We start from the raw sequence: 25,735 nt of genomic DNA, 5'->3' as shown, positions 1-25,735 counted from the left end.
CGGGCAGCCCGGGTGCGACGCGTGTCAGTGGAAGAAGTGGCGCGTGCCCGTGAAGTACATCGTCACGCCCGCCTTCTTCGCGGCCTCGACGACCAGCTCGTCACGGACCGAACCGCCGGGCTGGGCCACGGCCTTGATGCCCGCGGCGGTCAGGATCTCCAGCCCGTCCGGGAACGGGAAGAACGCGTCGGAGGCGGCGTACGCACCGCGCGCCCGCTCCTCGCCCGCCCGCTCGACGGCCAGCTTCGCGGAGTCGACGCGGTTGACCTGGCCCATGCCGACGCCCACCGAGGCGCCGTCCTTGGCGAGCAGGATCGCGTTGGACTTGACCGCACGGCAGGCCTTCCACGCGAAGGCGAGCTCCTTCAGCTCATCGGCGCTCAGGGCCTCGCCGGTCGCGAGGGTCCAGTTGGCCGGGTCGTCGCCGTCGGCCTGGAGGCGGTCGGTGACCTGGAGCAGCGCGCCGCCGTCGATCGGCTTGACCTCGACCGGGGCGGTCGGGGCGTCGGGGCAGCGCAGCACGCGGATGTTCTTCTTGCGGGCCAGGACCTCGACCGCGCCGTCCTCGTACGACGGGGCGACGATGACCTCGGTGAAGATCTCCGCGACCTGCTCGGCCATGGCGACGGTCACCGGACGGTTGACGGCGATGACACCGCCGAAGGCCGACAGCGGGTCGCAGGCGTGCGCGTTGCGGTGCGCCTCGGCGACGTCGTCGGCGATCGCGATGCCGCACGGGTTGGCGTGCTTGATGATCGCGACGCACGGCTCGGCGTGGTCGTACGCGGCCCGGCGCGCGGCGTCGGTGTCCGTGTAGTTGTTGTACGACATCTCCTTGCCGTGCAGCTGCTCCGCCTCGGCCAGGCCACCGGTGCCGGAGGTGTAGAGCGCGGCGGGCTGGTGCGGGTTCTCGCCGTAGCGCAGGACGTTCTTGCGCTCGTACGTCGCGCCGAAGAAGTCGGGGAAGCCCGAGTCGTCGGCGGCGGCGTAGTCGTCGGCGAACCAGGAGGCCACGGCCACGTCGTACGCGGCGGTGTGCTGGAACGCCTCGGCGGCCAGGCGCTTGCGGGCGGTCAGGTCGAAGCCGCCCGCCCTGACCGCGGCGAGGACGTCGGCGTACCGCCCGGGGCTGGTGACGACGGCCACCGACGGGTGGTTCTTGGCGGCGGCACGGACCATGGACGGGCCGCCGATGTCGATCTGCTCCACGCACTCGTCGGCCGAGGCGCCGGAGGCGACGGTCTCCTTGAACGGGTAGAGGTTGACGACCACCAGGTCGAACGGCTCCACGCCCAGCTCGGCGAGCTGCTCGCGGTGGGCGTCCAGACGGAGGTCGGCGAGGATGCCGGCGTGGACGCGGGGGTGCAGCGTCTTGACGCGGCCGTCGAGGCACTCGGGGAAGCCGGTGAGCTCCTCGACCTTGGTGACCGGCACCCCGGCGGCGGCGATCCGCCCGGCGGTGGAGCCGGTGGAGACCAGTTCGACACCGGCCTCGTGCAGACCGCGGGCGAGGTCTTCGAGCCCCGTCTTGTCGTAGACACTGACCAGGGCGCGGCGGATGGGCTTATTCACCGACATGACCGAGATGAACCTTTCGTCCCTCAATGCGATAGCCGTCACGGGCGAGCCGCCCCACGGCCTCGACGAGCAGCTTGCGCTCGACTTTCTTGATGCGTTCATGGAGGGCCTCTTCGCCCTCCGCCGTGTCCTCTTCGGTCACCTCGACCACGCCCTGCGCGATGATCGGACCGGTGTCGACGCCGTCGTCGACGAAGTGGACGGTGCACCCGGTGACCTTCACGCCGTACGCGAGCGCGTCGCGCACTCCGTGGGCACCGGGAAAGCTGGGGAGCAGGGCGGGGTGGGTGTTGATGAACCGGCCGCCGAACCGGGCGAGGAACTCCTTGCCCACGATCTTCATGAATCCGGCGGACACCACCAGGTCGGGGCGGTGCTCGGCCGTCGCGGCCGCGAGCGCGGCGTCCCATTCCTCGCGGGTGGCGTGGTCCTTGACCCGGCACACGAAGGTCGGCAGCCCGGCGCGCTCCGCCCGTTCCAGACCGACGATGCCGGGGCGGTCGGCGCCGACCGCGACGATCCGCGCGCCGAAGCCCTCGGGATCGTCACCGATGGCGTCGAGCAGGGCTTGAAGGTTCGTGCCGGAACCGGAGACCAGTACGACCAGGCGGGCCGGGGCGGCTGAGGGGGGCGGGGAGGCCACTGCTGGGCCCTTTCTCGCGTGGTGGTTCTCGCATGGTGAAGCAGAGCGACGCTGAATTTGTATGGTCGTACGAAAGAACTGAGCCCCTCGATACGGGGAACTCTACGAACCAGCCGACCGTCAGCAACGATACCGGCACCTCGGGGCACCCCCACGGGACGGGGGTGGACGGCGGCCGGCCGGACTCCGGGGAGGAACGGTGGGTCCGGGGACGGATATCGGCTGCTCGGGCCCCGCTCCCAGCTTTCGGCCGCTCCTGGGCGGGAGGTAGCGTCAGGGGACAGCGAACCGTCCACAGGGCGGCAATGACGAGATGGGGAAGACGTTCACCACATGCCGGACCGACGCCGCCGCACCGCCTTCCGCCACCCGCTGCCCGAGCGGGCCTCACTGCTGATGCGAGAACGCCAGTCCCCCACGGGCTCCTCTTCCTCCTCCTCTTCGTCCGGGGCCTCCGGGGCCTCCGGGGCCTCCGGGGCCTCCGGTACGTCCGGGTCCTCCGGCGGGCCGGAGGAGAACCCGTTCGCCGCGCCGCCGGAGAACCGGCCCGACCAGCCCTGGCAGCCCCGCCGCCCCTCGAACACCGGAAACGGGAACGGGAACGGGGACGGCAACGGGGACGACTCCTCCGAGGGCGGCTCCTCCGAAGACCGGCCTGCCTGGGGCGGCCAGTGGAGCAGCCGGCAGCCCGGCCGCCAGAGCGGCGGCTTCGGCGGCCGTCCCGGGGGCCAGGGCGGTTCGAACGGCCAGGGCGGACCCGAGGGCAGCTCCGGCGGGCTGCGCTGGGACCCGACCGACCCCGCCCAGCGCCGTGCTCGTTACGCCCTGCTCGGCGGCATGTGGGCCTTCTTCTTCGCCCTCTTCGACTTCCCCGAGGTCGCCCTGCTGCTCGGCGCGCTCTCCGTGTACTGGGCGATCAGCGCGCTCCGGGCGAAGCCGAGGAGCGCCTCCGCCACGGCGGCCGACGGCTCCGGCCGGGCGTCGGACCCGGCTCGGGCATCCGGTCCGGACCGGGCGACCGGTGCCGCCGCTGCCGGGCGGACCCCGGCGGCCGGCTCCGCGCCCGGTACCCCCGCCGCTCCCGGCGGTGGCCGCCAGCAGACCACGGCCGCGGTCAGCGGCCTGGTGACGGCACTGCTCGCGCTCTCGATCGTCGCGACGACCTACACCGTGCAGCTGGTCTACCGCGACTACTACACCTGCGTGAACGACGCCCTGACCAAGACCGGTCAGCTGTCCTGCAACGACCTGCTGCCGAAGCCGCTGGAGCCCTTCTTCGGCGTCAAGAACTAGGAACGCGCGCCCCGGGCGTTCAGCTGATTCCGGACGGTCCGGCCTCTCCGGGCCGGACCGTCCGCTCGTGCCAGGGGTCGGTCGGCAGGAAGTCGTACGGTTCGAGGCCCTCGCCCTCGCCCTCGTCCTCATCTGCGCCCGGAACGGACGTGCGGGCGGCGGGCTGCACGGACACCGAAGGCGACGACGGCGCAGGGCCCACGGACACGGCGTCGGACCCGCCTCCCGGCACCGGTTCCGGCACCGGAACCGTTTGCGGCGCCGGCTTCCCGTCCTCCTGCCCCTTCTCCCCCTCCCCGGCTCTCGCCTCCGCCTCTTCCCGTACCGCGCCCGTGAGCCACCACCACACGCCCGCGCCGCGCTCCCGCAGCCGCCAGGCCCGGAAGAGCAGCGCACCGGGAACGCCGAGCAGCGCCGTCCACAGCAGGGCCGCCGCGCCCGTGAGCCACCACACCGGCCCGAACTCCGCCAGCGCCCGGGTACCGAGCGGCCCCCCCGCGGCCGCGGCGAGCACCGCCGTACCGGCCCCGCACCCCATCGCGGCCAGGGTGGCCGTCAGCGCGGTCGCCCGCAGGCTCCAGGCGTCCTCACGCGCGGCGTGCGGGGGCGCGGCCCGCCGTACCGTGAACCAGGCGATCGTCACCCCGGCCGCGACCGGAACCCCGGCAGCCGACCAGTTCAGGACCGTTCCCGGGCCCGCGGCGGGCAGCGCGGCAAGCAGCGGGAAGCCGGGCAGCGCCGGGCGCCCCGAGAAGGCGAGCGGGGTGACCGTGGACGCCGTACCGAGGGCGAAGCCCGGCCCGAGCCCGTACGCCGCACCCCATACCGCCGCGTTCGGCACCAGCACCAGCGCGAGCAGGAAGACCGAGGCCCGGCCCGCCCAGTCGCCCGAGAGCTGGACGAACGACTGCTGGGCAGGGTGCGCATGCCACACCAGCGCCACCGCGACGAGCAGCGCCCCGCCGCCGAGCAGCACCGTCACTCCAGCGGCCGCCGCCCGCCAGGCCGTACCCGCCTGCTCCCGGAACCGGCCGCGTGCCAGCGCCTCGTGCAGGCGCAGCGGCGCCCAGGACGGCAGCGGCCCGACCGGCCGCCCGGCCGCCGTCCAGACCCCGGCCGCCGCCGCGCCCACCACCACGATGGCCGACGGGAAGAGCAGCGACGGCGGGTGCACGGACAGCGCACCGTCCCGCCCGTAGTACGCGACAGCCGCCCCGACCAGCAGATATCCGGTGACGACCATGACGAACGCCCCCGCCGCCGAGGGGACCGGGCGCCCCTCGTCCGGCACCAGGAGGTCCCGCGCCGCACGGTGGACCAGCCACACCGGCACCACGGCGAGCAGCAGCGGAACGAGGCCGATCGGGGCGGGCACTCCGCTGAGCGTGTCGGCTCTGACCAGCTCCGCGCCGTGGGCGAGCAGCCAGAGCCCGGCCGCCGTGTGAAGCGCCCCGGCGGGGTTGCTGTCGGAGGTGGGCGAGCTGATCCACAGCGCCAGGACGAGGACGGCGATGGAACCCAGTCCCAGCCCGGCCGCGATCGCTCCACGCAGAAGGGCGTACGTCAGCACGGCGGACCGGCCCTGCTCGGCCGACAACGACGGGCTGCTTCCGGTCACTTGGGTCACACGGCCATGCTCCCAACGACACGCGCCCATTTCTCGTAACAGGCGAATGGCCGCCGTGTCGCTCAATATACGTTTATGTTCTTTTTCACCCAGTGCAGCTTGGCCGGGGGTCCTCCATGACGCAGCGCTCGGCCGATTCGGCCTCCGCGGATCCGCTTCCCTCCCCCAAGGAACGACGCAGACTGCGCGAGGCGAAGTCACTGAGTGAAGAGCAGGTCGCAGCGGCGATGGGCGTCACCTGCGCCACGGTCCGGTCCTGGGAGACCGGCCGCACCTCGCCCCGGGGGCGGAAACGCGAGGCGTACGCCAGGCTGATAGGCGGTGGCAGGCCGAGCCCGCAGGCCGCCCCGCCGGGCACCCGGAACATACCGGGTGCCCCGAACACGCGGCCGAAGGCCGCGGTCGGACGTACGGCCCGCCCGGCGGCGCCGAAGACGGTCGCGAGGCTGTCGAAACCGCTGACGTCCACGAGGCCGCCGTCGCGTCCGCCGACCCCCGTCGAAGCCACCGGGAGCACCGACATGGCCCCGACCGAGCCCGGCACCACCCCCGATCCGCCCCACGCATCCGCGCTGACCGAACCGGCCCCCGCGGCCGGAACCGCCGGACCGGCCCAAGCCGCCGGACCGGCCGAAACCGCCGGACCGGCCCAAGCCGCCGGACCGGCCCAAGCCGCCGGACCGGCCGAAACCGCCGGACCGGCCGAAACCGCCGGACCGGCCGGAACCGCCGGACCGGCCCCCGGCGGCTTCTCCCCCGACGAGGCCTTCGATGCCTTGTACGCGCACGCCGCCGATGCCCTGTTCCGCCAGACGTTTCTGCTGACCGGGCGCCGGAACCTCTCCCGGGAGTCCGTCGCACGGGCCTTCGCGCTGGCCTGGGAGCGCTGGCCCGAGGTCGCGAGGGACCGGGACCCGGCAGGCTGGGTGCGGGCCGCCGCGTACGAGTACGCCATGTCACCGTGGCACCGGCTGCGCCGTGCCCACCGCCGGCTCGATCCGCCGCAGGCCGAACCCGGTCCGCGGGCCCTGCTCGACGCGCTGCTGGAGCTGCCGCCGTCGTACCGCCGCACCCTGCTGCTCTACGACGGTGTCGGCCTGGACCTGCCGGAGACGGCGGCGGAGACGGAGGCGAGCACCCCGGCGGCGGCGGGCAGGCTGATGAACGCGCGCGACGCGGTGGCCGAGCGGCTGCCCGAGCTGGCGGCGGAGTCGTCGGCAGCCGAGCAGTCGGCGCTGCTGCACGAGCGGCTCGGCGCGCTCGCCCTGGCCCAGCCCCCCGGCTCGCTGCCCCCGTCCGCCCTGATCCGCACGGACAGCGAGCGCAAGGCCCAGCTGTGGACCCGGGCGGCCGTCTCGTTCACGGTGCTGATCATCGGGCTGACGCTGTTCACGCTGGGTACGGCCCCGACCCGGTACGAGACCCCCCAGTCGCCCGGCCGGCAGGTCGGCGGGGTGCCGCCGCGCGGCGGTCCGCAGAAGCTGACGCCGCAGGACCTGAAGCTGCGGAAGCAGCTCCACGGCGAGCTCGTGCGGGGCCCGGCCCGGCTGGTCCCCAGGGCGGGCTGACCCGCTCCCGGGGACACGGAGCGGACTTCCAGGGGCATGGAGCGGACTTCCGGGGACACGGAGCGGAGGAGACACGGAAACGGCGCGGGTCCGTACCCCTTGTTCGGGTACGGACCCGCGCCGTCTGTGCGGTGACGCGATGCTGCTGTCCTGCTTGTCCTGCGGTGGTGCTCCGACGCGGTGAGGCGATCAGGCGCCGAGGATCTCGCGAGCCAGCTTGGCGGTCTCGGTCGGCGTCTTGCCGACCTTGACGCCGGCGGCCTCAAGGGCCTCCTTCTTCGCCTGGGCGGTGCCGGAGGAGCCGGAGACGATGGCGCCCGCGTGGCCCATGGTCTTGCCCTCGGGGGCGGTGAAGCCCGCGACGTAACCGACGACCGGCTTGGTGACGTTGGCCTTGATGAAGTCGGCCGCACGCTCCTCGGCGTCGCCGCCGATCTCGCCGATCATGACGATCAGGTCGGTCTCGGGGTCGGCCTCGAACGCCGCGAGGGCGTCGATGTGCGTCGTACCGATGACCGGGTCGCCACCGATGCCGACGGCGGACGAGAAGCCGATGTCACGGAGCTCGTACATCATCTGGTAGGTCAGCGTGCCGGACTTGGACACGAGACCGATGCGGCCGGGCTTGGTGATGTCGCCCGGGATGATGCCGGCGTTGGACTGGCCGGGGGTGATCAGGCCGGGGCAGTTCGGGCCGATGATCCGGGTCTTGTTGCCCTTCGAGCTCGCGTACGCCCAGAAGGCGGCCGAGTCGTGGACGGCGATGCCCTCGGTGATGACGACCGCGAGGGGGATCTCGGCGTCGATCGCCTCGACGACGGCGGCCTTGGCGAAGGCCGGCGGCACGAAAAGGACGGACACGTTCGCGCCGGTCTTCTCCATCGCCTCGGCGACGGAGCCGAAGACCGGTACCTCGGTGCCGTCGAAGTCGACGGAGGTGCCGGCCTTGCGCGGGTTCACGCCGCCGACGATGTTGGTGCCGTCACCGAGCATGAGCTTGGTGTGCTTCATGCCCGTGGCACCGGTCATGCCCTGGACGATGACCTTGCTGTCCTTGGTGAGGAAGATAGCCATGGTGGTCTGAGTCCCTCTTCCTTACTTCGCAGCCGCGGCGAGCTCGGCGGCCTTGTCGGCCGCGCCGTCCATGGTGTCCACGCGCTGGACCAGCGGGTGGTTGGCGTCGGAGAGGATCTTGCGACCCAGCTCCGCGTTGTTGCCGTCGAGGCGCACGACCAGCGGCTTGGTGACTTCCTCGCCCTTGGACTTGAGCAGCGCGAGCGCCTGGACGATGCCGTTGGCGACCTCGTCGCAGGCGGTGATGCCACCGAAGACGTTGACGAAGACGGACTTGACGTCCGGGTCGCCGAGGATGATCTCCAGGCCGTTCGCCATGACCTCGGCGGAGGCGCCGCCACCGATGTCGAGGAAGTTGGCGGGCTTCACGTTGCCGTGGTTCTCACCGGCGTACGCGACGACGTCCAGGGTCGACATGACCAGGCCGGCGCCGTTGCCGATGATGCCGACCTCGCCGTCGAGCTTGACGTAGTTGAGGTTCTTGGCCTTGGCGGCAGCCTCGAGCGGGTTGGCTGCGGCCTTGTCCTCAAGGGCCTCGTGGTCGGGCTGACGGAAGTCGGCGTTCTCGTCGAGAGACACCTTGCCGTCCAGCGCGATGATGTCGCCGGAGGCGACCTTGGCGAGCGGGTTCACCTCGACGAGGAGCGCGTCCTCGGCGACGAAGGTGTCCCACAGCGTCACCAGGACCTCGGCGACCTTCTCGGCGACCTCGGCCGGGAACTTCGCCTGGGCGACGATCTCGCGGGCCTTCTCGATCGTGACGCCGTCGACGGCGTTGACCGGGACCTTCGCAAGGGCCTCGGGGGTCTTCTCCGCGACCTCCTCGATGTCCATGCCGCCCTGCACCGAGGCCATGGCCAGGAAGGTGCGGTTGGTGCGGTCGAGGAGGTACGAGACGTAGTACTCCTCAAGGATCTCCGGCGCGGTCTCGGCGATCATCACCTTGTGGACCGTGTGGCCCTTGATGTCCATGCCGAGGATGTCGGTCGCGCGGGCGACCGCCTCGTCGGGGGTGGCGGCCAGCTTGACGCCACCGGCCTTGCCGCGGCCACCGACCTTCACCTGCGCCTTGACGACAGACTTGCCGCCCAGCCGCTCGGTCGCCTCGCGGGCTGCCTCAGGCGTGTCGATGACTTCACCGGCCAGCACCGGTACACCGTGCTTGGCGAAGAGGTCCCTCGCCTGGTACTCGAACAGGTCCACGCGCGTCCGTCCCTTAATCAATGGTCTCGCGGTTGGTTTTCTGCGTGGGCGTGCCGCGAGGGGCAACGTGACTGTTCTGTCACCAGGAAGGCGCACACGGTGACCCCGGGTACGCGGCATGTCCATCTCGCAGGTTATCCCCGTGGTCCGCAGGACCCTAAATCAGAGATCGCAACCGAGCGGTGATTACGGTCACAGATCACGCCGGTGGCCGTGTGTGAGTGGACAGCACGCCCCTCTGTCACCGGTGGTTCTCCGTGTCCGGCACGGGAAGCGGGCGCTTCTCGACGGCCGCAGCCATCACCTCCGGGAAGAGGTCCGGGGTGCACGCGAAGGCCGGTGCTCCCAGGGCCCCGAGCGCCGCCGCATGGTCGCGGTCGTAGGCGGGCGCGCCCTCGTCGGACAGTGCGAGCAGCGTCACGAACTGCACGCCGGAGGCCTTCATCGCGGCGACCCGCTTCAGCATCTCGTTGCGTATGCCGCCCTCGTAGAGGTCGCTGATGAGCACGACCACGGTCTCGGCCGGGCGGGTGATCCTCGACTGGCAGTAGGCGAGCGCGCGGTTGATGTCGGTGCCGCCGCCGAGCTGGGTGCCGAAGAGCACGTCCACGGGGTCGTCGAGCTGGTCGGTGAGGTCGACCACCGCCGTGTCGAAGACGACGAGCCTCGTCCGCAGGGTGCGCATGGAGGCGAGCACCGCGCCGAAGACGGAGGCGTGGACGACGGAGGCGGCCATCGAACCCGACTGGTCGATGCAGAGGATGACGTCCTTCTTCACGGACCGGGCGGCCCGCCCGTAGCCGATGAGCCGCTCGGGGACGACGGTGCCGTACTCGGGGAGGTAGTTCTTGAGGTTGGCCCGGATGGTGCGGTCCCAGTCGATGTCGTGGTGACGGGGCCGGTCGATCCTGGCCGAGCGGTCCAGCGCGCCAGTGAGCGTGGCCCGGGTGCGGGCGGCGAGCCGCTTCTCCAGATCCTCGACGACCTTGCGCACGACCGCTCTCGCGGTCTCCTTCGTCGTCTCGGGCATGGCCTTGTTGAGCGAGAGGAGTGTGCCCACGAGATGGACATCGGCCTCGACCGCCTCCAGCATCTCCGGTTCGAGGAGCAGTGCGGAGAGACCGAGCCGGTCGATCGCGTCGCGCTGCATGACCTGGACGACGGAGCTGGGGAAATACGTGCGGATGTCGCCGAGCCAGCGGGCCACGGAGGGGGCGGAGGCCCCGAGTCCGGCCGTGCGGCTGTTCCTGCCCCGGCCGCCCTGCTGTCTGCCCCCGTCGCCGTAGAGCGCCGTCAGTGCGCCGTCCATCGCGGCGTCGCGCCCGGTGAGGGTGCAGCCGGTGCTCTCGGCGCTGTCCCCGCCCAGCACCAGCCGCCACCTGCGCAGCCGCTCGTCGTTCGCCGGGCCGGGCTGCGGCGGGTGGGGTGGGCGGGGTGGGTGCGACGCGGTGCCGGTCGTTTCCGCGTCCGTGGTCGTGGTTGTGGGCGTGGTTGTGGTCGTGGTCGTGTCCGTGGTCATCCCGTTGCCCCCAGCGGTTCCTCGACGTTCGCGGCGCTCCCGGCCCGCCCGGACCGGGGCCCGCCGTCCGGGCCCGGGTCGTCGTGCAGTCCGAGCAGCAGGCGCAGCACCGGCTCGACCGCGTCGGCCCGCGCCTCGTCCAGCCCCGGGCCGAATCCGGGTGCCGTCGCGCCGGGCCCCGTGCCGATGCCGGTGACCGGCGGTCCTCCGACGGCCGGGCCGCGCCGCACGAGCTCGCCCAGGGTGCGCCGTACGCCCGCTTCGTACGCCGAGAACGTGCGCCGCAGCAGTGGCAGCACATCGGCGAACCGGTCGGCGGGCACCCCCGTGAGCCAGGCGTCGACCAGGCCGAGCAGCCGCTCGTCGTGGACGAGCAGCATGCCTCCGCCGGCGACCCCGCCGACGAATCCCTCGATCCACTCCGCGGCGTCGGCCGGGGGCGTGCCGGGTGAGAGGGCCAGCCCCATCAGCCGCGCCGCGCCGTCCTGCGCGAGCTGTCCGTCGTCGAGCAGCAGGCGGGTCGCGCGCCCCCGGACGACTCCGGCGACCGTGTCCCGGGCGGCGAGCTTGTGCAGTACGGCCGTCCAGCGCTCGCGCAGCCCGTCCGCGTCCGTACCGGTGTGGGCCGGCGCGGTCCCGGTGAGCAGCCCGATCGCGGCGTGGACCCCATCCACCCGGCCGCGCAGTTCGGCGGCTCCGTCGGCGTCGAGCCCGGTGCAGGCGGCCGGCAGTGCGACGCAGATCCGCTCGGCGAGCCCGGCCGCGACCTCGGCGAGCGCCGCGGTGTCCGTGGACCGGACGTCGCCGTAGCGCAGGGTGCGGGCCAGTGCGGGCAGCGCGTCGGCGAGACGGCCGACGTCGGTGTCGAGCGCGGCGCGGTCGGCGAGGGCCCGCATCACGACGGGGAGCGCGTCGGGCAGTTCGGCCAGGAGACACTGCTCGGCGAGTGACGTGACCTCGGCGAGCGCGGTCGCCGAGGCCGCCTGCGCCCCGGCCTTGGCGGTGGCCGCGGAGAGCACGGTGGTGCCCCAGGTACCGGCCTCCGCGACCTGTACGTACAGCTCGGGCTCCCAGCGCAGCCGCCAGCTCTCCCGGAAGGTGCCGGTGCTCGCCCGGCCGGCGGCGGGCTCGCCCCAGCCGACGGCGAGGACACGCAGCCGGTGCAGGAGTCTGCTGCGGGCCGCGTCGTTGTCCTTGCGCAGGTCGAGCTCCAACTCCCGCTCCTGCGCCTCCGGTTTGAGCCGCAGCGTGCGCTGCAGGCGGGTGAGGTCGCGCTGCAGGGGCACGGCGGGGGCGGTGTCCGGGACTTCGCCGAGGGTCTCGCCGACGATCAGCCGGTCCTGGACGAGTGCGAGCGGCACGTCGGAGCCCTCGCACATCACGGCGCGGACCGCGTCGGTCGTCTCGCTCAGTCCGGCGAGCGGGCGCCCGCGCATGGCGGCCAGGGTCCCGGCGAGCCGTACGGCCTCGATGACATGGGCCGACGACACGAACCGGTCCTCGTCACGCATGAGTCCGGCGACCTTGGTCATCCACCGCTCGATCGGGCGGTCCGGGGCGTCGAAGAGGTGCGCGTACCAGCCGGGCGAGTCGATGCCCGCGCCGTAGCCGCTGTGCCGGGCCAGCCGCCGGTGCGACCAGGGCACCCAGGTCAGTTCGGCCTTGACCTTGGGCAGCCCCTTGAGCAGGGCGCGGTCGGCGGTGAGCGTGGTCCCCGTATTGAGCGCGGGCACGTGCCAGGCACCGCAGACGACCGCGACGCCGTCGCCGAACTCCTTGCGCGCCTTGCGCAGTTGGATGCGCATATGTGCCTCGCGGACGGCGTCCCGGGGGTGGCCGCCGTCCCCGTACACCTCGCGCAGTGCGGTCATCGCCTCGGCGAGGGCGGCGAACGGCGCCAGCGGGTCGACGGCTTCGCCGTCCTGGGCGCGGTGTTCGACGACGTCCTCCCACCAGCGCTCCGGGTCGTCGTGGCCCGCCGCCTCGGCGAGCACACCGATGGGATCGACCGGGGCCGGCGCGGCGGCCGGGCCATCGGGACCGGCATCGGTGTCGGCGTCGGCTTCGGCGTCGGGTGCGCGCTCGCCGCTCTCCTCCGCTTCGTTCTCCGCGGCCTGCGCCATGGCCAGGGAGTTCGCCGCGGGCAGGTCGATGAACCGGAGCGGAACGCCGTGCTCAAGGGCCCAGCGGATCGCGATCCACTCGGGCGAGAACGCGGCCAGCGGCCAGAAGGCCGCCTGCCCCGGGTCGTCGACGGCGTGGGCGAGCAGCGCGACCGGTGGCCGCATCCGTTCGTCGGCGGCCAGCGGCAGCAGCGCGTCGGCCTCCGGGGGCCCTTCGACGAGCACGGCCGGCGGGCGGGCGGCATCCAGCGCCGCGCGCACGGCCCTGGCCGAGCCCGGCCCGTGGTGCCGCACCCCCAGCAGCAGCGGTCCCGCGGGACGCGCGGCCCCGGTCATGCGGAGACCTCGCGGCAGGCACGGTAGAAGTCCTTCCACCCGTCCCGCTCCCGGACCACGGTCTCCAGATACTCCTGCCAGACCACCCGGTCGGCAGCGGGATCGCGGACGACCGCGCCGAGGATGCCCGCCGCCACATCGCCGGGGCGCAGCATCCCGTCGCCGAAGTGCGCGGCCAGCGCGAGGCCGTTGGTGACGACGGAGATCGCCTCGGCCGTCGACAGCGTCCCCGAGGGGGACTTGAGCTTGGTGCGGCCGTCGGTGGTGACTCCGTCGCGCAGTTCGCGGAAGACCGTGACGACGCGCCGGATCTCGGTCATGCCGTCCGGTGCGGCCGGGAGGTCGAGCGAGCGCCCTATCTGCTCGACGCGCCGGGACACGATGTCGACCTCGGCGTCGGGGGTGGCCGGCAGCGGGAGCACGACGGTGTTGAACCTGCGGCGCAGCGCGCTGGACAGTTCGTTGACGCCTCGGTCGCGGTCGTTGGCGGTGGCGATGACATTGAAGCCGCGGACCGCCTGGACCTCCTGTCCCAGCTCGGGGACGGGAAGCGTCTTCTCCGAAAGGATCGTGATGAGCGAGTCCTGCACGTCGGCGGGGATGCGGGTGAGTTCCTCGATCCGCGCCGTCATGCCGTCGGACATGGCGCGCATGAGCGGGCTGGGCACCAGGGCGTCGCGGCTGGGCCCGTGCGCGAGCAGCTGCGCGTAGTTCCACCCGTAGCGGACCGCTTCTTCCGGGGTGCCTGCCGTGCCCTGGACGAGCAGTGTCGAATCGCCGCTGACGGCGGCCGCCAGGTGCTCCGAGACCCAGGTCTTGGCGGTGCCCGGAACGCCGAGGAGCAGCAGGGCCCGGTCGGTGGCGAGCGTGGTCACGGCGACCTCGACGAGGCGGCGCGGGCCCACGTACTTCGGTGTGATCACGGTGCCGTCCGGCAGGGTGCCACCGAGCAGGTAGGTGGCGACGGCCCACGGGGAAAGATTCCAACGGGCGGGCCGTGGGCGGTCGTCGGCCGCGGCGAGGGCCTTCAGCTCATGGGCGAAGGCGTCCTCGGCATGCGGTCGGAGAGCCTGTACGTCGACGGCGGCAGTGGTTTCGGACACGGTCATGGATCCCCCTCCGGATCGGTCGACCCGATGCGGTTCCCACCGTGCACCATGGCACTGACAATCGGCCCCGACCGCAGGTCGGAGCCGATTGTCAGTGGGGCGCTCTACCGTCGTTCCCATGCTGCTATCTCACGGGGGAGATCCCTTGCGCACCGCCGCTCCGGTGGCGCGCTGGACGGTGGAGCAGGTACTGGCCCTTGCTCCTGACGATGCCTCACGCAAGGCCGGGAGCAAGCTCGGTGTGGCCGGTCCGTGGTCGGGGGGCGGGTGCGACGGTTCGGGTGCGGTGTGGGGGCAGTGCAAGGGGAGCGGGAGCAAGCCGTATCTGACGGTGATCGACACCACCGGTCCCGCGTACAAGTGCAGTTGCCCGAGCCGGAAGTTCCCGTGCAAGCACGCGCTGGGCCTGCTGCTGGTCTGGGCGTCGGGCGAGTCGGCCCTGCCCGGGGGCGAGGTGCCGGACTGGGCCGGCGAGTGGCTGGCGGGCCGCCGTGAACGGTCGGCCGGGAAGGCGGAGCAGCGTGCGGGGGCGGATGGCGCCCCGCCCGCGGGCCCGGCGGACCCGGAGGCCGCCCGCCGGCGGGCCGAGCGCCGGGCCGAGCGGATCACCGGCGGTGCGCAGGAGCTGGAGGAGCGGCTGACCGATCTGCTGCGCGGGGGGCTGGCGGCGGCCGATCGGCCGGGGTACGGGCTCTGGGAGGAGACGGCGGCCCGCATGGTCGACGCCCAGGCGCCCGGACTGGCGGCCCGGGTGCGGGAGCTGGGCTCCATACCGGCATCCGGTCCGGGCTGGCCGGCCCAGCTGCTGGAGGAGTGCGCGCTGCTGCATCTGCTGGACAGCGCCTGGCTGGGGATCGACCGCCTGCCGGAGGCATTGGCGGCCACGGTCCGTACCCGGGTGGGTCTGACGGCCCCCGCCGAGGGTCCGCCGGTCCGCGACCACTGGCTGGTCCTCGCCCAGTACGACACCCCGGACGGCAAGATCGTCGCCCGCCGCATCTGGCTGTACGGGAAGGGGACGGGCCGCACGGCCCTGCTGCTCTCCTTCGGAGCGGCCGGGCGCTCTCCCGGCCCGGCACTGCCGGTGGGCGTCACGATCGACGCCGAGCTGACACCCCATCCGGGTTCCGGCCGGCTACGGGCGGAGCTGGGCCGGCAGTTCGGTGTGCCGTCGTCGGCCGGCGCCCCGCCACCGGGCGGCACGACAGCGGCAGCGACGAGCGCGTACGCAGACGCCCTGCGTGCGGACCCCTGGCTGGACGCCTGGCCAGTGACCTTGCGCGACGTCATACCCGTGCCGTCCGGGGACGGCTGGCAACTCGCGGACGCGGCGGGCGACGCGGCTCTGCCCATCGCCCCGGCGGCTCTGTCCCGGCCCGGACTGTGGAAGCTCGTCGCGCTCTCCGGAGGCTCCCCGGTCACGGTCTTCGGCGAATGCGGCCACCGCGGCTTCGACCCGTTCGCGGCCTGGTCCGCCGGGCCGGACGGGTCCGCCGGGTCCGACAGGTTCGACGACGGCACCGGGGCCGGAGCCGGCACGGGAGCCGGAACCCTGGCCCGAGCCGGGGCCGATGCCTGGGGCGATCGTGCCGACGCGGCGTCCGGGACCGTGCCGCTCATCTGATCCGACGCCGGACTCGAAGCTCACAGGGGGATCCATGCAAGGGGGACCGATGCCTCGCACCATCACACCCGCACCGTGGGAAGAACTCGTCACCACGGCGCTGCTCGGCACCGACCGCCGCCCAGCGACGGCGGGAGACGGCGGCCCTGCCGGGCTGCTGGACGCGGCGGCGCTCCACACCGTGCGGCGCAGGGCGGGTCTGCTGCCCGCCGCCCCCGCCGCCCGGCCCGTGCCGGCCCCCGTCGACCCGCGACCGCCGCTGCCCCCGGCCGCCCGGCGCAGGCTCGCCCAACTGCTGGCGGACCGGTCGACACCGGGCGGCTCGGGCGGCCGTCGCGGTACGGCGCCCGATCTCACGGAGCTGATCCCGCAATGGCTGGCCACCGCCAACCAGCGGGGCTTCCGGGCCCCGGCAGAGCTGCTCCCCGCCCTGCTCGACGCGGCCAGGGCCCGGACGGACCTGCGGCCGCAGGCCCTGGCCTTCGCCGGGCCGCGCGGACTGTGGCTGGCCGGGCTGAACCCCGACTGGAAGTTCGCGCTGCGCGGTGCGTCCGGCGGCTCGTCGCTGCCCGACCCGACGGAGCCGGAAGCGGTCACCCGGCTGTGGGAGGAGGGGCTGTTCGCCGAGCGGGTCGCCCTGCTCGGGGCCGTTCGCGCACACGATCCCGCGGCGGCGCTCGCGCTGCTCGCGACCACCTGGGCCACCGAACGGGCCGAGGACCGGCTGATGTTCCTGGACTCGCTGCGCACCGGACTGTCCCCGCTGGACGAGCCCTTCCTGGAACAGGCGCTCTCCGACCGCAGTCGCAATGTCCGCTCGACAGCCGCCGAACTGCTCTCCGCGCTGCCGGAGTCGGCGCTCGCCGGCCGGATGGCGGCCCGCGCTCTGTCCTGCGTGAGCCCGGACCTCACCAGCGACGAGGCCTCGGTCGCCGTGGAGGCGCCACATGAATGCGACGCCGCGATGGAGCGTGACGGCGTGGTGGCGGTGCCGCCCTCCGGGCGCGGGGAACGGTCGTGGTGGCTCGGCCAGTTGGTGGAGGCGACCCCGCTCGCCACCTGGCCGGCGCGGTTCGCGGGCCGCTCCGCCCGGGAGGTCGTCGGCCTGCCCGTCGCGGACGGCTGGGCCGAGGAACTGCACGCGGCATGGTGCCGGGCGACGGTGCGGCAGCGGGACCCCGAGTGGGCCCGCGCGCTGCTCGGCGCCCCCTCCGTGCCTCCGTCGAACGGCCCCGGCACGGCATCGCTCGCCGAACGGTCGAAGCTCCTCGGCATACTCCCCGCACCCGAACGGGCCGGCTGGGTGGCCGGCTTCATAGCCGCGCACGGGCTGTCGGAGGCCTTCCAGCTCCTGGGGGTCTGCCCGACCCCCTGGGCCGAGCCGCTGGGCCGCGCGGTCGTCGACGCCCTGGACATCGCCCGGGACGCGGGCAGCTACCCCTGGAGCTTCAGCGGCGTGATGGGCCTCGCCGAACGCTGCCTGAACCCGGCCGAGGCGGACCGCCTGGAGGTCCTCACCACCACCCCGGACGAACCGGAGGACGCCTCACCGGGCGCGAACGGCTACTGGTCCGAGGCCTTCCAACGGCTGGTCTCCACGCTGCGGCTGCGCGCGGCGATGGACTCGGAACTGACCCCGGCCTGACGGGACCGACGGCGGAACGGGCCGGACGGGGGCAGGTCCGAGCGCAACACCAGGGACCGACAGGGATCAGGCTTCCGCGGGGTGGCGGACGTTCGCGTTGACCCAGTCGACGATCGACGTCGTCGTGGCGCCGGGGGTGAAGATCTCCGCGACGCCCTGGTCCTTCAGCGGTGCGATGTCCGCCTCCGGGATGATGCCGCCGCCGAAGACCTTGATGTCCTCCGCCTCGCGCTCCTTCAACAGCTCGATCACCTTGGCGAAGAGCGTGTTGTGCGCACCGGAGAGGATCGAGAGGCCGATCGCGTCGGCATCCTCCTGGATCGCGGTGTCCACGATCTGCTCGGGCGTCTGGTGGAGCCCGGTGTAGATGACCTCCATGCCCGCGTCGCGCAGCGCCCTCGCGATCACCTTGGCCCCGCGATCATGGCCGTCCAGGCCCGGCTTCGCCACCACCACACGGATCGGACCGGTCACACCCATCACTGCCTCCACATGCGTCTCCCGTGCCTGAAGGGCCGGGGATGTGAACGAACGTTATCTACAGCATCCCGCAAGCCGTCGTTTCGCGGTGGACGGGGAGGGGGAAATCACACGTGGGACATGTTCGCCGGGCGCCGTTCCCGTCATCACGCGGCAGACCAGCCGTGCGGGACCGGCCGCCAGGGGAGCCGCTACGAGGTCGCCGTACCACCGCGCCGTCAGCCGCGCGGCACGGTGGTACGGCCGGCCCGGCCGGTCGGGCGATCCGGCCGACCGGCACGACCGCGCCTGGGTGACGGCGCCCCATGAGAGGGCATCCGGGGCCGGAGGAGCCGCCTTCCCCCGCCTGCCGGAGCAGGAGGTCGGCCATGAAGGACCTGCCTTTTCTTCCTCCACTGCTGCGCCGGCCGTGTCCGCTCCCCACCGTCCGGCTGTCATCCGCGCTGCTGAAGGCCACCGCACTGGAGCTGGCGGTTCTCGCCGGGCATGTACTCATCTATCCCACCGGCATCCCGGGCGAACGACGGGCCGCGGCCCGCCCGGCCGGGCCGCGCGCCACACCCCCCGATACCAGCGCACCCCCCGGCGCCACCACACCTCCCGGCGCCACCGCCCCGGCCAGGGCCTCCGTCCTCCCCGCCGACGGCCCCGAGGGCGACGGGGGCGACGAGCACCCCCCGGTCGTCCTGCTGCACGGCTTCATCGACAACCGCTCCGTCTTCGTCCTGCTGCGCCGCTGCCTCGCCCGGCACGGCTGGCGCCACCTGGAATCGCTCAACTACTCGCCGCTGACCTGCGACATCCGGACGGCGGCCGAGCTGCTCGGGCGGCATGTCGAGGAGATCTGCGCCCGCACCGGACACCACGAGGTCGACATCGTCGGGCACAGCCTGGGCGGCCTGATCGCCCGCTACTACGTACAGCGACTCGGCGGTGACCAGCGGGTCCGTACGCTGATCACGCTCGGCACACCCCACGGGGGCACGGCCGTCGCCCCACTGGCGAGCGCCCATCCCATCGTGCGGCAGATGCGCACGGGCTCCGCGCCGATCGAGGAGCTGCGCAGACCCGCGCCCGGCTGCCGCACCCGGTTCGTGAGCTTCTGGAGCGAGCTCGACCGGGTGATCGTCCCGGCCGAGGCGGCCCGCATCGACCATCCGGATCTGGACGCGCGGAACGTACGCGTCACCGGGATCGGCCATCTCGCGCTGCCGGTGCATCCGGCCGTCGCCGCCGCCGTCCGGCAGACGCTGGAATCCCGCGAACCGACGGCCGAGGCCAACGGGACCATAGGAGCAGCGTGAACCGGCGCGGCCGGACGGGTCCGCCGAGCCGCAGAGACCGCCCCACAAATAGAACGGGTTTCGAACAAAAGGCCAAGGCTGTGTGAGCAGTCCGTCGAAAGGCGGCCGATTGCCCGTTTCCTGAGCCGCCCATGCCCGCCGAAGATTGTCGGCGTCACGTACCGCCGGGTACAGTCGCGGCCACTGCTCCCCCTGGGATCCCCCTGCCGGACTCCAGAGCACAGGTCCTGCTGCCGAGGCGAGAGAGAAGTTGGTGAACGACCAGCACCCCCACGCCGGGTACGCCGGATACGACAGTGATGCGACCGGCAGTTTCGACAGCGACCCGCTCTTCGGTTCGCTCCCCGGCGGCCACGACGGCGCGTACGGCAGCGGCTACGACGCCGGACAGTCCGGGTACAGCGGCCAGTACGACTCCACGCAGTGGGACACGGGCGCACACCCCACCACCTCGTACGACGCCTACACCGCGTACGCCGCGCAGCCCCAGCAGCAGTACGAGGCGGCACCGACGTACGACACCACGGCCACCTGGACGCCCGCGGCCGACTACGGCACGGAATCGGTCACGGCCACCGCGACCGCCACGTTCGCCGGGATCCCGGCACAGGGCGGCGCCCCGGACGCCACAGGCCAGTGGGACACCGGCGGCTGGCAGACGAACAGCCCGTGGGCCACGAGCGAAACGGCTGTCCACGACTCCGGCGCGTACGACGCCACCGCCTGGAACACCGGCGCCACGCCCGAGCACGAACAGCACATCGCGCAACCCTCACAAACCGCAGAAACCGCACAGGTGTCCTACGAGGCGCAGTCGGCACACACGGCACATGAGGCGCTCGGAACCCACGAGACCTACACCGCCCCGGGGTCCTACGACCTCTACGACCCGTACGCGCCCTACGCCTCCGCTGCCGCGGACACCACGACCGGTGCGGACGGCGCGGCTGACGCGGACGGCATCGGAGCGGACGACGTGCCGGCGGACGATGTCCATGACGCGGCCACCATCAGCGTCGCGGCCATCTCTGACGTCGCGGAGGCCGCGCCCGGACCACGCCGCTCCGTCGGCCGCTCCGCAACCCGCGGCGGCGGCGCCGGCCGCAGCAGGCGACGTTCCCCCGCGAAGCGATCCGCGCTCCTCACCGTCGCCATCCCCTCCGCCTGCGTGATGAGCGTGGCCGGAATCGCCGCGGCCTCGGTCGGCGGGCTGGGCGGCGAGGAGAAGAAGGACGACAACACCACGATGGCGGCGGCCGACCCCGGCTCCGTCAAGCCGGTCGCCGCCAACAACAAGCTGGACACCCAGCTCGCCAACCTCAGCGCCGACGCGGAGAACTTCGCCGACCGCGCCAGCCGCACCCAGGAGCGCATCGACCTGCGGGAGCGGCAGGCCGCCGAGAAGAAGAAGCGCGAGGAAGAGGCCGCGCGCAAGGAGGCCCTGCGCCCCAAGTTCGTCATGCCGGTCAAGGATCACGGCCTCAGCGCGTACTTCGGGCAGGCAGGCGTCAACTGGATGTCCGTGCACACGGGCATCGACTTCCCCGTCATGCAGGGCACACCCGTGATGGCCGCGACGGACGGCACCGTGCGCACCCAGCTGAACAGCGCCTACGGGAACATGGCCATCGTCACCGCGGCCGACGGGACCGAGACCTGGTACTGCCACCTCAGCGCCACCAAGATCCGCTCGGGCCCGGTCAAGGCCGGTGACGTCATCGCGTACTCGGGCGACACCGGGAACTCCACCGGCCCGCACCTGCACTTCGAGGTGCGCCCCGGTGGCGGAGCGGCAGTGGACCCGCTGCCCTGGCTCCGCAGCCACGGCGTCAACCCGACCTGAGACCCAGGCCCCAAGACCTGAGAGCTGAGAGCTGAGCCGGCGGGCGGGGCAACGACCCCCGCCCGCCGGCCGGCTCCGCCTACAGCTTCTCGACCGGCGCGTACCGCAGCAGCAGTTTCTTCGGACGCTCGTCGCCGAAGTCGACCGTGGCCTTCGCCTGGTCACCGATGCCCTCGACCGCCGTGACCGTGCCGAGCCCGAACTGGTCGTGCGTGACCCGGTCCCCGACGGCCAGCGTGACCGTCGGCTTGTCGGAGGTACGCCGGGTCGCGAAGCCCGAGGGCCCGGAGCGCGAACGCGACGAGGACAGCGACGAGGTGATCCCCGACGTCGGTCCGGCCGGTGCCGCCATCGGCCCGGTCCGCTTCCACTCCAGGTGCTGGTCCGGGATCTCCTCCAGGAACCGCGACGGCGGGTTGTACGAGGGCTGCCCCCACGCGCTGCGCATGGCGGCCCGGGTCAGGTAGAGCCGCTCGCGGGCCCGGGTGATGCCGACGTAGGCGAGGCGCCGCTCCTCCTCCAGCTCCTTCACCTGCCCCAGCGCCCGCATGTGCGGGAAGACGCCGTCCTCCATGCCGGTCAGGAAGACGACCGGGAATTCGAGGCCCTTCGCGGTGTGCAGCGTCATCAGCGTGATGACGCCGGAGCCGTCCTCGTCCTCGTCGGGGATCTGGTCGGAGTCGGCGACGAGCGCGACCTTCTCCAGAAACTCGGCGAGCGTGCCCGTGCCGGGGGCCGTACCCGCTGCCGCGTCCGCGCCCTCCTCGCCGGCCGCTCCGCGCTCCTGCTCGAATTCGAGGGCCACGGCGGCCAGTTCCTGGAGGTTCTCGATCCGGGTCTCGTCCTGCGGGTCGGTGGACGCCTGGAGCTCGGCGAGATAACCCGTGCGCTCCAGCACGGCCTCCAGGACCACCGCGGGGCCCGCGCCCGACTCGACGATCGTGCGCAGCTCCTCCATCAGCGTGTTGAACCGCTTGACGGCGTTGGCCGACCGGGCCGCCATGCCGTACGCCTCGTCGACCCGGCGCAGCGCCTGCGGGAAGGTGATCTTCTCGCGCATCGACAGCGCGTCGATCATGGCCTCGGCGCGCTCGCCGATGCCGCGCTTGGGCACGTTGAGGATGCGGCGCAGCGGGACGGTGTCCTCCGGATTGGCGAGGACGCGCAGGTAGGCCAGGATGTCCCGGACCTCCTTGCGCTCGTAGAAGCGCACGCCGCCGACGACCTTGTAGGGCAGGCCGACGCGGATGAAAATCTCTTCGAAGACGCGGGACTGCGCGTTCGTACGGTAGAAGATCGCGACGTCACCGGCCTTGGCGTCGCCCGCGTCGGTGAGCCGGTCGATCTCGTCGGCGACGAACTGCGCCTCGTCGTGCTCGGTGTCGGCGACGTAGCCGGTGATCCGGGCGCCCGTGCCGGCCTTGGTCCAGAGGTTCTTGGGGCGGCGGCTCTCGTTGCGCTCGATGACCGCGTTGGCGGCGGACAGGATCGTCTGCGTGGAGCGGTAGTTCTGCTCCAGGAGGATCGTCGTCGCGTTCGGGTAGTCCTCCTCGAACTGGAGGATGTTGCGGATGGTCGCGCCGCGGAAGGCGTAGATCGACTGGTCCGCGTCACCCACGACGCACAGCTCGGCCGGGGCGTCGCCCTCGCCCGCCGGGCCGACCAGCTCGCGTACGAGGGTGTACTGGGCGTGGTTGGTGTCCTGGTACTCGTCGACCAGGACGTGCCGGAAGCGGCGGCGGTAGTGCTCGGCGACGTCGGGGAACGCCTGGAGCAGGTGGACCGTCGTCATGATGATGTCGTCGAAGTCCAGCGCGTTGGCCTCGCGCAGCCGGGACTGGTACATCGCGTAGGCCTGGGCGAGGGTCTTCTCGAAGCCGTCCGCGGCCTGGCCGGCGAAGGTCTCCTCGTCGATCAGCTCGTTCTTCAGGTTGGAGACCTTGGCGGTGAACGACTTCGGCGGGAAGCGCTTGGGGTCCAGGTCGAGATCGCGGCAGACCAGGGCCATCAGCCGCTTGGAGTCGGCGGCGTCGTAGATCGAGAACGACGACGTGAATCCGAGCCGCTTCGACTCGCGGCGCAGGATGCGTACGCACGCGCTGTGGAAGGTCATGACCCACATCGCGTTGGCGCGCGGCCCGACGAGCTGCTCGACGCGCTCCTTCATCTCGCCGGCGGCCTTGTTGGTGAAGGTGATCGCCAGGATCTGGCCGGGGTGCACCCCGCGCTCCGCGAGGAGGTGGGCGATCCGGTGGGTCAGCACCCGGGTCTTGCCCGAGCCGGCCCCGGCGACGATGAGCAGCGGGGAGCCCGCGTGGACGACGGCGGCGCGCTGCTCGGTGTTCAGCCCGTCGAGGAGCGCCGCCGAGTCGATGACGGGGCGGTGCGCGCCGTCGCGGTAGTAGGCGTCCCTGGGCGGCGGGGGCCCGTCGAACACGCCCGCGAAGAGGTCCTCCGGCACCGCTTCGGGTGCGGAGTCCTCGGGGGGCGGCGGGGGCTCTTCCTCCGAGTGCTGGAGGCCGGCCAGGAAGCTGTCGTCAAAGAGGCTGCTCATCGCTTGTCGAGTCTAGGCCGCCCCACCGACACCCGGAGGCCGCATGACCAACCGCACACAGCACGGCGGACACACAGCGGGATCGGCCACCCACTCCACGTGAGGAATTCCGGGCCTCCGCCGCCCGTCGCGGCGAGGTCACGAAAATGTATCGGGCATATCGAACATCAACCTTCCCAGCGGCACCATGGGTTGGCTAGCGTGCTCGACCGGGCGGCCCGTACCCCCTTGAGGCGAACCACGCCGAGCGGGCGCCTGCGCCGAATCCGGACTGCCTCACGGGAGTTCGGAACCGGGGACCCATACGCAGCACCGGGGTGAATCGGTCCTTATCCCCCACTCGGACCGTAGGGCAGCCTTCCGTTCCGCCCGAACCCGACAGCTAACCCGGTAGGCGGTCCACGGAAGGAGATGCCGACCTTGGCATCCCATCGCAAGCCGCGCACCCGGGTGCGCACCACCGCACCGGCCGTCGGTCTCACCACGGCGGCCCTGGCGTCCGTGACCCTGCTCTCCACGCAGAGCGCGATGGCCGCGCCCGACCCGAAGCCCAGCGTCGAGGACGTCCAGAAGCAGGTCGACGACCTCTACCGGCAGGCGGGCACCGCGACCCAGCGGTACAACCAGGCGAAGGAAGCCTCCGCCACCCAGCACGCCAAGGTCGACGCCCTGCTGGACGACGTCGCCAAGCGCGCCGACAAGCTGAACGAGGCCCGCAGGACGCTCGGCACCTACGCGGCCGCGCAGTACCGCAACGGTTCCATAGCGCCGAGCGCCACGTTCTTCCTGGCCGACGACCCGCAGTCGTACTTCGACCAGAGCCAGCTGATGGACCGGATGACCAGCCGGCAGCAGAAGGCGATCACGGACTTCCGTGCGGAGCAGGCCAAGGCGTCGAAGAAGCGCGCCGAGGCGGTGCGGAGCCTGGAGACGCTGACGACGACGCAGGCCACGCTGCGCACCAGCAAGCAGGACGTCCAGACGAAGCTGGGCGAGGCGCGCACGCTGCTGTCGAAGCTGACCGCCGAGGAGAAGGCGCGGCTCGCGGAGATCGAGCGCAAGAAGGAGGCGGAGGCCGAGCGCAAGGCCCAGGAGCTGGCGAAGCAGCAGGCCGCCGCGAAGGCCGAGGCGGACCGCAAGGCCGAGGAGGCGGCGAAGGAGGCGGGGAGCGGCAGCGGTACGGGGACGGGCACCGGATCCGGAACCGGCTCGGACAGCGGCGCCACCACCAAGGCGGAGCAGGTCCTCGCCTTCGCCAGGGCCCAGATCGGCAAACCGTACGTCTGGGGCGCGACGGGCCCGTCGTCGTACGACTGCTCCGGGCTCACCCAGGCCGCGTGGAAGGCGGCGGGGGTCGACATCCCGCGCACCACGTGGGACCAGGTCGAGATCGGCACCCGGGTCGCCACGGCCGACCTGCGGCCGGGGGACCTCGTCTTCTTCTACGACGACATCAGCCACGTCGGCATCTACAAGGGCGATGGGATGATGATCCACGCGCCGAAGCCCGGGGCGAACGTGCGCGAGGAGTCGATCTACTACATGCCGATCTACGGCAGCGTGCGGCCCGCGTAGCGGGCCCGAGCACGCCGCGCCGCCCCGGTGCCCGGGGCGGCGCGGTGCGGTACGGCGGGATCAGACCCAGAGGGTGGCGATGAAGATGTTGAGGAGCGTCAGCCCGCCCACCGCCGCGAAGGCGCCCTTGTCGACCTTCTCCTCGTCCCGCTTGATGTAGACGAGCGCGAGGATGACGATCAGGACCAGCATCTTGACGCCGATCTTGATGTTGTTGACGTGGTTGCCGTCGGCCTCGTTGAGCCCGACCAGTGCGACACCGGTGACCAGCATGGTCAGAGCGCCGTGCAGCATCGCCGGGACGAACCGGGCCGTGCCCGCGCCCATCGCCTTCATCTGGGTCAGGAAACCGCCCAGCAGGGAGGCGATGCCGATGATGTGCAGGGCGACGAAGACATGAATGAGTACGTCCATGAGGCCGCAGCCTAGCCCCGGCCATATCACCACTCGGCAGGCAGGTGCGCCTTCCTCGTCACTTCACTCGCGTCTGCACCAATTGCCTGACTCTGGTGCAATTTTTCCGATCACTCGGCGACAACGCCGCGCCAAATTCGGACAATAAGCGTCATTACGACTCCTGCCCGTGCCCCGGGTTTAGCGTCGCTGACCAGACGACCGGATCACCCCCGCTCCGTAC

At 72.4% G+C, this 25,735-nt stretch carries 18 protein-coding genes and 1 riboswitch; of the genes, 7 read left to right on the top strand and 11 right to left on the bottom strand.

Annotation, left to right across the window (positions count from 1 at the left end; translation table 11 throughout):
* Positions 1-24: 24 nt before the first annotated feature.
* A complete protein-coding gene (gene purH, locus ACFYY1_RS07535) occupies positions 25-1,578 on the bottom strand; it encodes a bifunctional phosphoribosylaminoimidazolecarboxamide formyltransferase/IMP cyclohydrolase (RefSeq protein WP_388582100.1) in 1,554 nt (517 codons plus the stop codon).
* Positions 1,565-2,221, bottom strand: coding sequence for a phosphoribosylglycinamide formyltransferase (purN, locus tag ACFYY1_RS07530; RefSeq protein ID WP_388582097.1), 657 nt, complete (start codon positions 2,219-2,221; stop codon positions 1,565-1,567). Before purN ends, purH begins: the two co-directional genes overlap by 14 nt.
* A gap of 333 nt (positions 2,222-2,554) precedes the next feature.
* Here purN and ACFYY1_RS07525 point away from each other — a divergent pair, with 333 nt between their 5' ends.
* A complete protein-coding gene (locus ACFYY1_RS07525; protein WP_388582094.1) occupies positions 2,555-3,514 on the top strand; it encodes a hypothetical protein in 960 nt (319 codons plus the stop codon).
* A 19-nt stretch (positions 3,515-3,533) separates the two neighbouring features.
* Here the strand turns inward: ACFYY1_RS07525 and ACFYY1_RS07520 are convergent, their stop codons facing one another.
* Positions 3,534-5,132 (bottom strand): DUF6350 family protein, encoded by a 1,599-nt coding sequence (locus tag ACFYY1_RS07520; protein WP_388583433.1) that lies wholly within the window; start codon positions 5,130-5,132, stop codon positions 3,534-3,536.
* A 125-nt stretch (positions 5,133-5,257) separates the two neighbouring features.
* Between ACFYY1_RS07520 and ACFYY1_RS07515 the strand changes: the two genes are divergently transcribed.
* On the top strand, positions 5,258-6,709 hold the full coding sequence (locus tag ACFYY1_RS07515; RefSeq protein WP_388582093.1) for a helix-turn-helix domain-containing protein: 1,452 nt from the start codon (positions 5,258-5,260) through the stop codon (positions 6,707-6,709).
* 189 nt (positions 6,710-6,898) lie between these two features.
* Here ACFYY1_RS07515 and sucD read toward each other — a convergent pair whose 3' ends face one another.
* The 5 genes from sucD to ACFYY1_RS07490 form a co-directional block, all read right to left on the bottom strand.
* Positions 6,899-7,783 carry a succinate--CoA ligase subunit alpha gene (sucD, locus tag ACFYY1_RS07510; protein ID WP_266730260.1) on the bottom strand — a complete coding sequence of 295 codons (885 nt, stop codon included), beginning with the start codon at positions 7,781-7,783 and terminating at the stop codon, positions 6,899-6,901.
* Positions 7,784-7,804: 21 nt separating this feature from the next.
* Positions 7,805-8,986: an ADP-forming succinate--CoA ligase subunit beta gene (gene sucC / locus ACFYY1_RS07505; RefSeq protein WP_266730262.1), complete on the bottom strand. Its 1,182-nt coding sequence runs from the start codon at positions 8,984-8,986 to the stop codon at positions 7,805-7,807.
* Positions 8,987-9,227: 241 nt separating this feature from the next.
* Complete coding sequence (locus ACFYY1_RS07500) at positions 9,228-10,505, bottom strand: VWA domain-containing protein (RefSeq protein WP_388582089.1); 1,278 nt, start codon at positions 10,503-10,505, stop codon at positions 9,228-9,230.
* Positions 10,502-12,964, bottom strand: coding sequence for a DUF5682 family protein (locus ACFYY1_RS07495; RefSeq protein WP_388582086.1), 2,463 nt, complete (start codon positions 12,962-12,964; stop codon positions 10,502-10,504). Before ACFYY1_RS07495 ends, ACFYY1_RS07500 begins: the two co-directional genes overlap by 4 nt.
* Positions 12,961-14,073 carry an AAA family ATPase gene (locus ACFYY1_RS07490; RefSeq protein ID WP_388582083.1) on the bottom strand — a complete coding sequence of 371 codons (1,113 nt, stop codon included), beginning with the start codon at positions 14,071-14,073 and terminating at the stop codon, positions 12,961-12,963. Before ACFYY1_RS07490 ends, ACFYY1_RS07495 begins: the two co-directional genes overlap by 4 nt.
* A gap of 118 nt (positions 14,074-14,191) precedes the next feature.
* Between ACFYY1_RS07490 and ACFYY1_RS07485 the strand changes: the two genes are divergently transcribed.
* Together ACFYY1_RS07485 and ACFYY1_RS07480 are read left to right on the top strand one after the other, a co-directional pair.
* The gene (locus tag ACFYY1_RS07485; protein WP_388582080.1) at positions 14,192-15,697 is read left to right on the top strand and encodes an SWIM zinc finger family protein; all 1,506 of its coding nucleotides are present in this window, start codon (positions 14,192-14,194) and stop codon (positions 15,695-15,697) included.
* A gap of 49 nt (positions 15,698-15,746) precedes the next feature.
* On the top strand, positions 15,747-17,342 hold the full coding sequence (locus ACFYY1_RS07480; RefSeq protein WP_388582077.1) for a DUF5691 domain-containing protein: 1,596 nt from the start codon (positions 15,747-15,749) through the stop codon (positions 17,340-17,342).
* Between the two features lie 66 nt (positions 17,343-17,408).
* Here the strand turns inward: ACFYY1_RS07480 and ACFYY1_RS07475 are convergent, their stop codons facing one another.
* Positions 17,409-17,822, bottom strand: a complete 414-nt coding sequence (locus tag ACFYY1_RS07475) for a cobalamin B12-binding domain-containing protein (protein WP_124716864.1) — start codon at positions 17,820-17,822, stop codon at positions 17,409-17,411.
* A gap of 368 nt (positions 17,823-18,190) precedes the next feature.
* Here ACFYY1_RS07475 and ACFYY1_RS07470 point away from each other — a divergent pair, with 368 nt between their 5' ends.
* On the top strand, positions 18,191-19,126 hold the full coding sequence (locus ACFYY1_RS07470; RefSeq protein WP_388582074.1) for an esterase/lipase family protein: 936 nt from the start codon (positions 18,191-18,193) through the stop codon (positions 19,124-19,126).
* Between the two features lie 253 nt (positions 19,127-19,379).
* Entirely contained in the window at positions 19,380-20,969 is a 1,590-nt protein-coding gene (locus ACFYY1_RS07465) for a M23 family metallopeptidase (RefSeq protein WP_388582072.1), read from the top strand.
* Between the two features lie 79 nt (positions 20,970-21,048).
* Here ACFYY1_RS07465 and pcrA read toward each other — a convergent pair whose 3' ends face one another.
* A complete protein-coding gene (gene pcrA / locus ACFYY1_RS07460) occupies positions 21,049-23,523 on the bottom strand; it encodes a DNA helicase PcrA (RefSeq protein WP_388582068.1) in 2,475 nt (824 codons plus the stop codon).
* A 248-nt stretch (positions 23,524-23,771) separates the two neighbouring features.
* Positions 23,772-23,936: riboswitch (cyclic di-AMP (ydaO/yuaA leader) on the top strand.
* Between the two features lie 7 nt (positions 23,937-23,943).
* On the opposite strand from pcrA, the gene ACFYY1_RS07455 reads away from it, so the two are divergent.
* Positions 23,944-25,098, top strand: coding sequence for an NlpC/P60 family protein (locus ACFYY1_RS07455; RefSeq protein WP_376631546.1), 1,155 nt, complete (start codon positions 23,944-23,946; stop codon positions 25,096-25,098).
* Positions 25,099-25,158: 60 nt separating this feature from the next.
* On the opposite strand, the gene ACFYY1_RS07450 is transcribed toward ACFYY1_RS07455, so the two are convergent.
* On the bottom strand, positions 25,159-25,512 hold the full coding sequence (locus ACFYY1_RS07450) for a hypothetical protein (protein ID WP_376631548.1): 354 nt from the start codon (positions 25,510-25,512) through the stop codon (positions 25,159-25,161).
* Between the last annotated feature and the right edge of the window lie 223 nt (positions 25,513-25,735).

Source organism: Streptomyces sp. NPDC001890 (assembly GCF_042891445.1).
In the GTDB taxonomy this organism is placed as follows: domain Bacteria; phylum Actinomycetota; class Actinomycetes; order Streptomycetales; family Streptomycetaceae; genus Streptomyces.
This window is presented reverse-complemented; position numbering and strand designations above follow the sequence as displayed.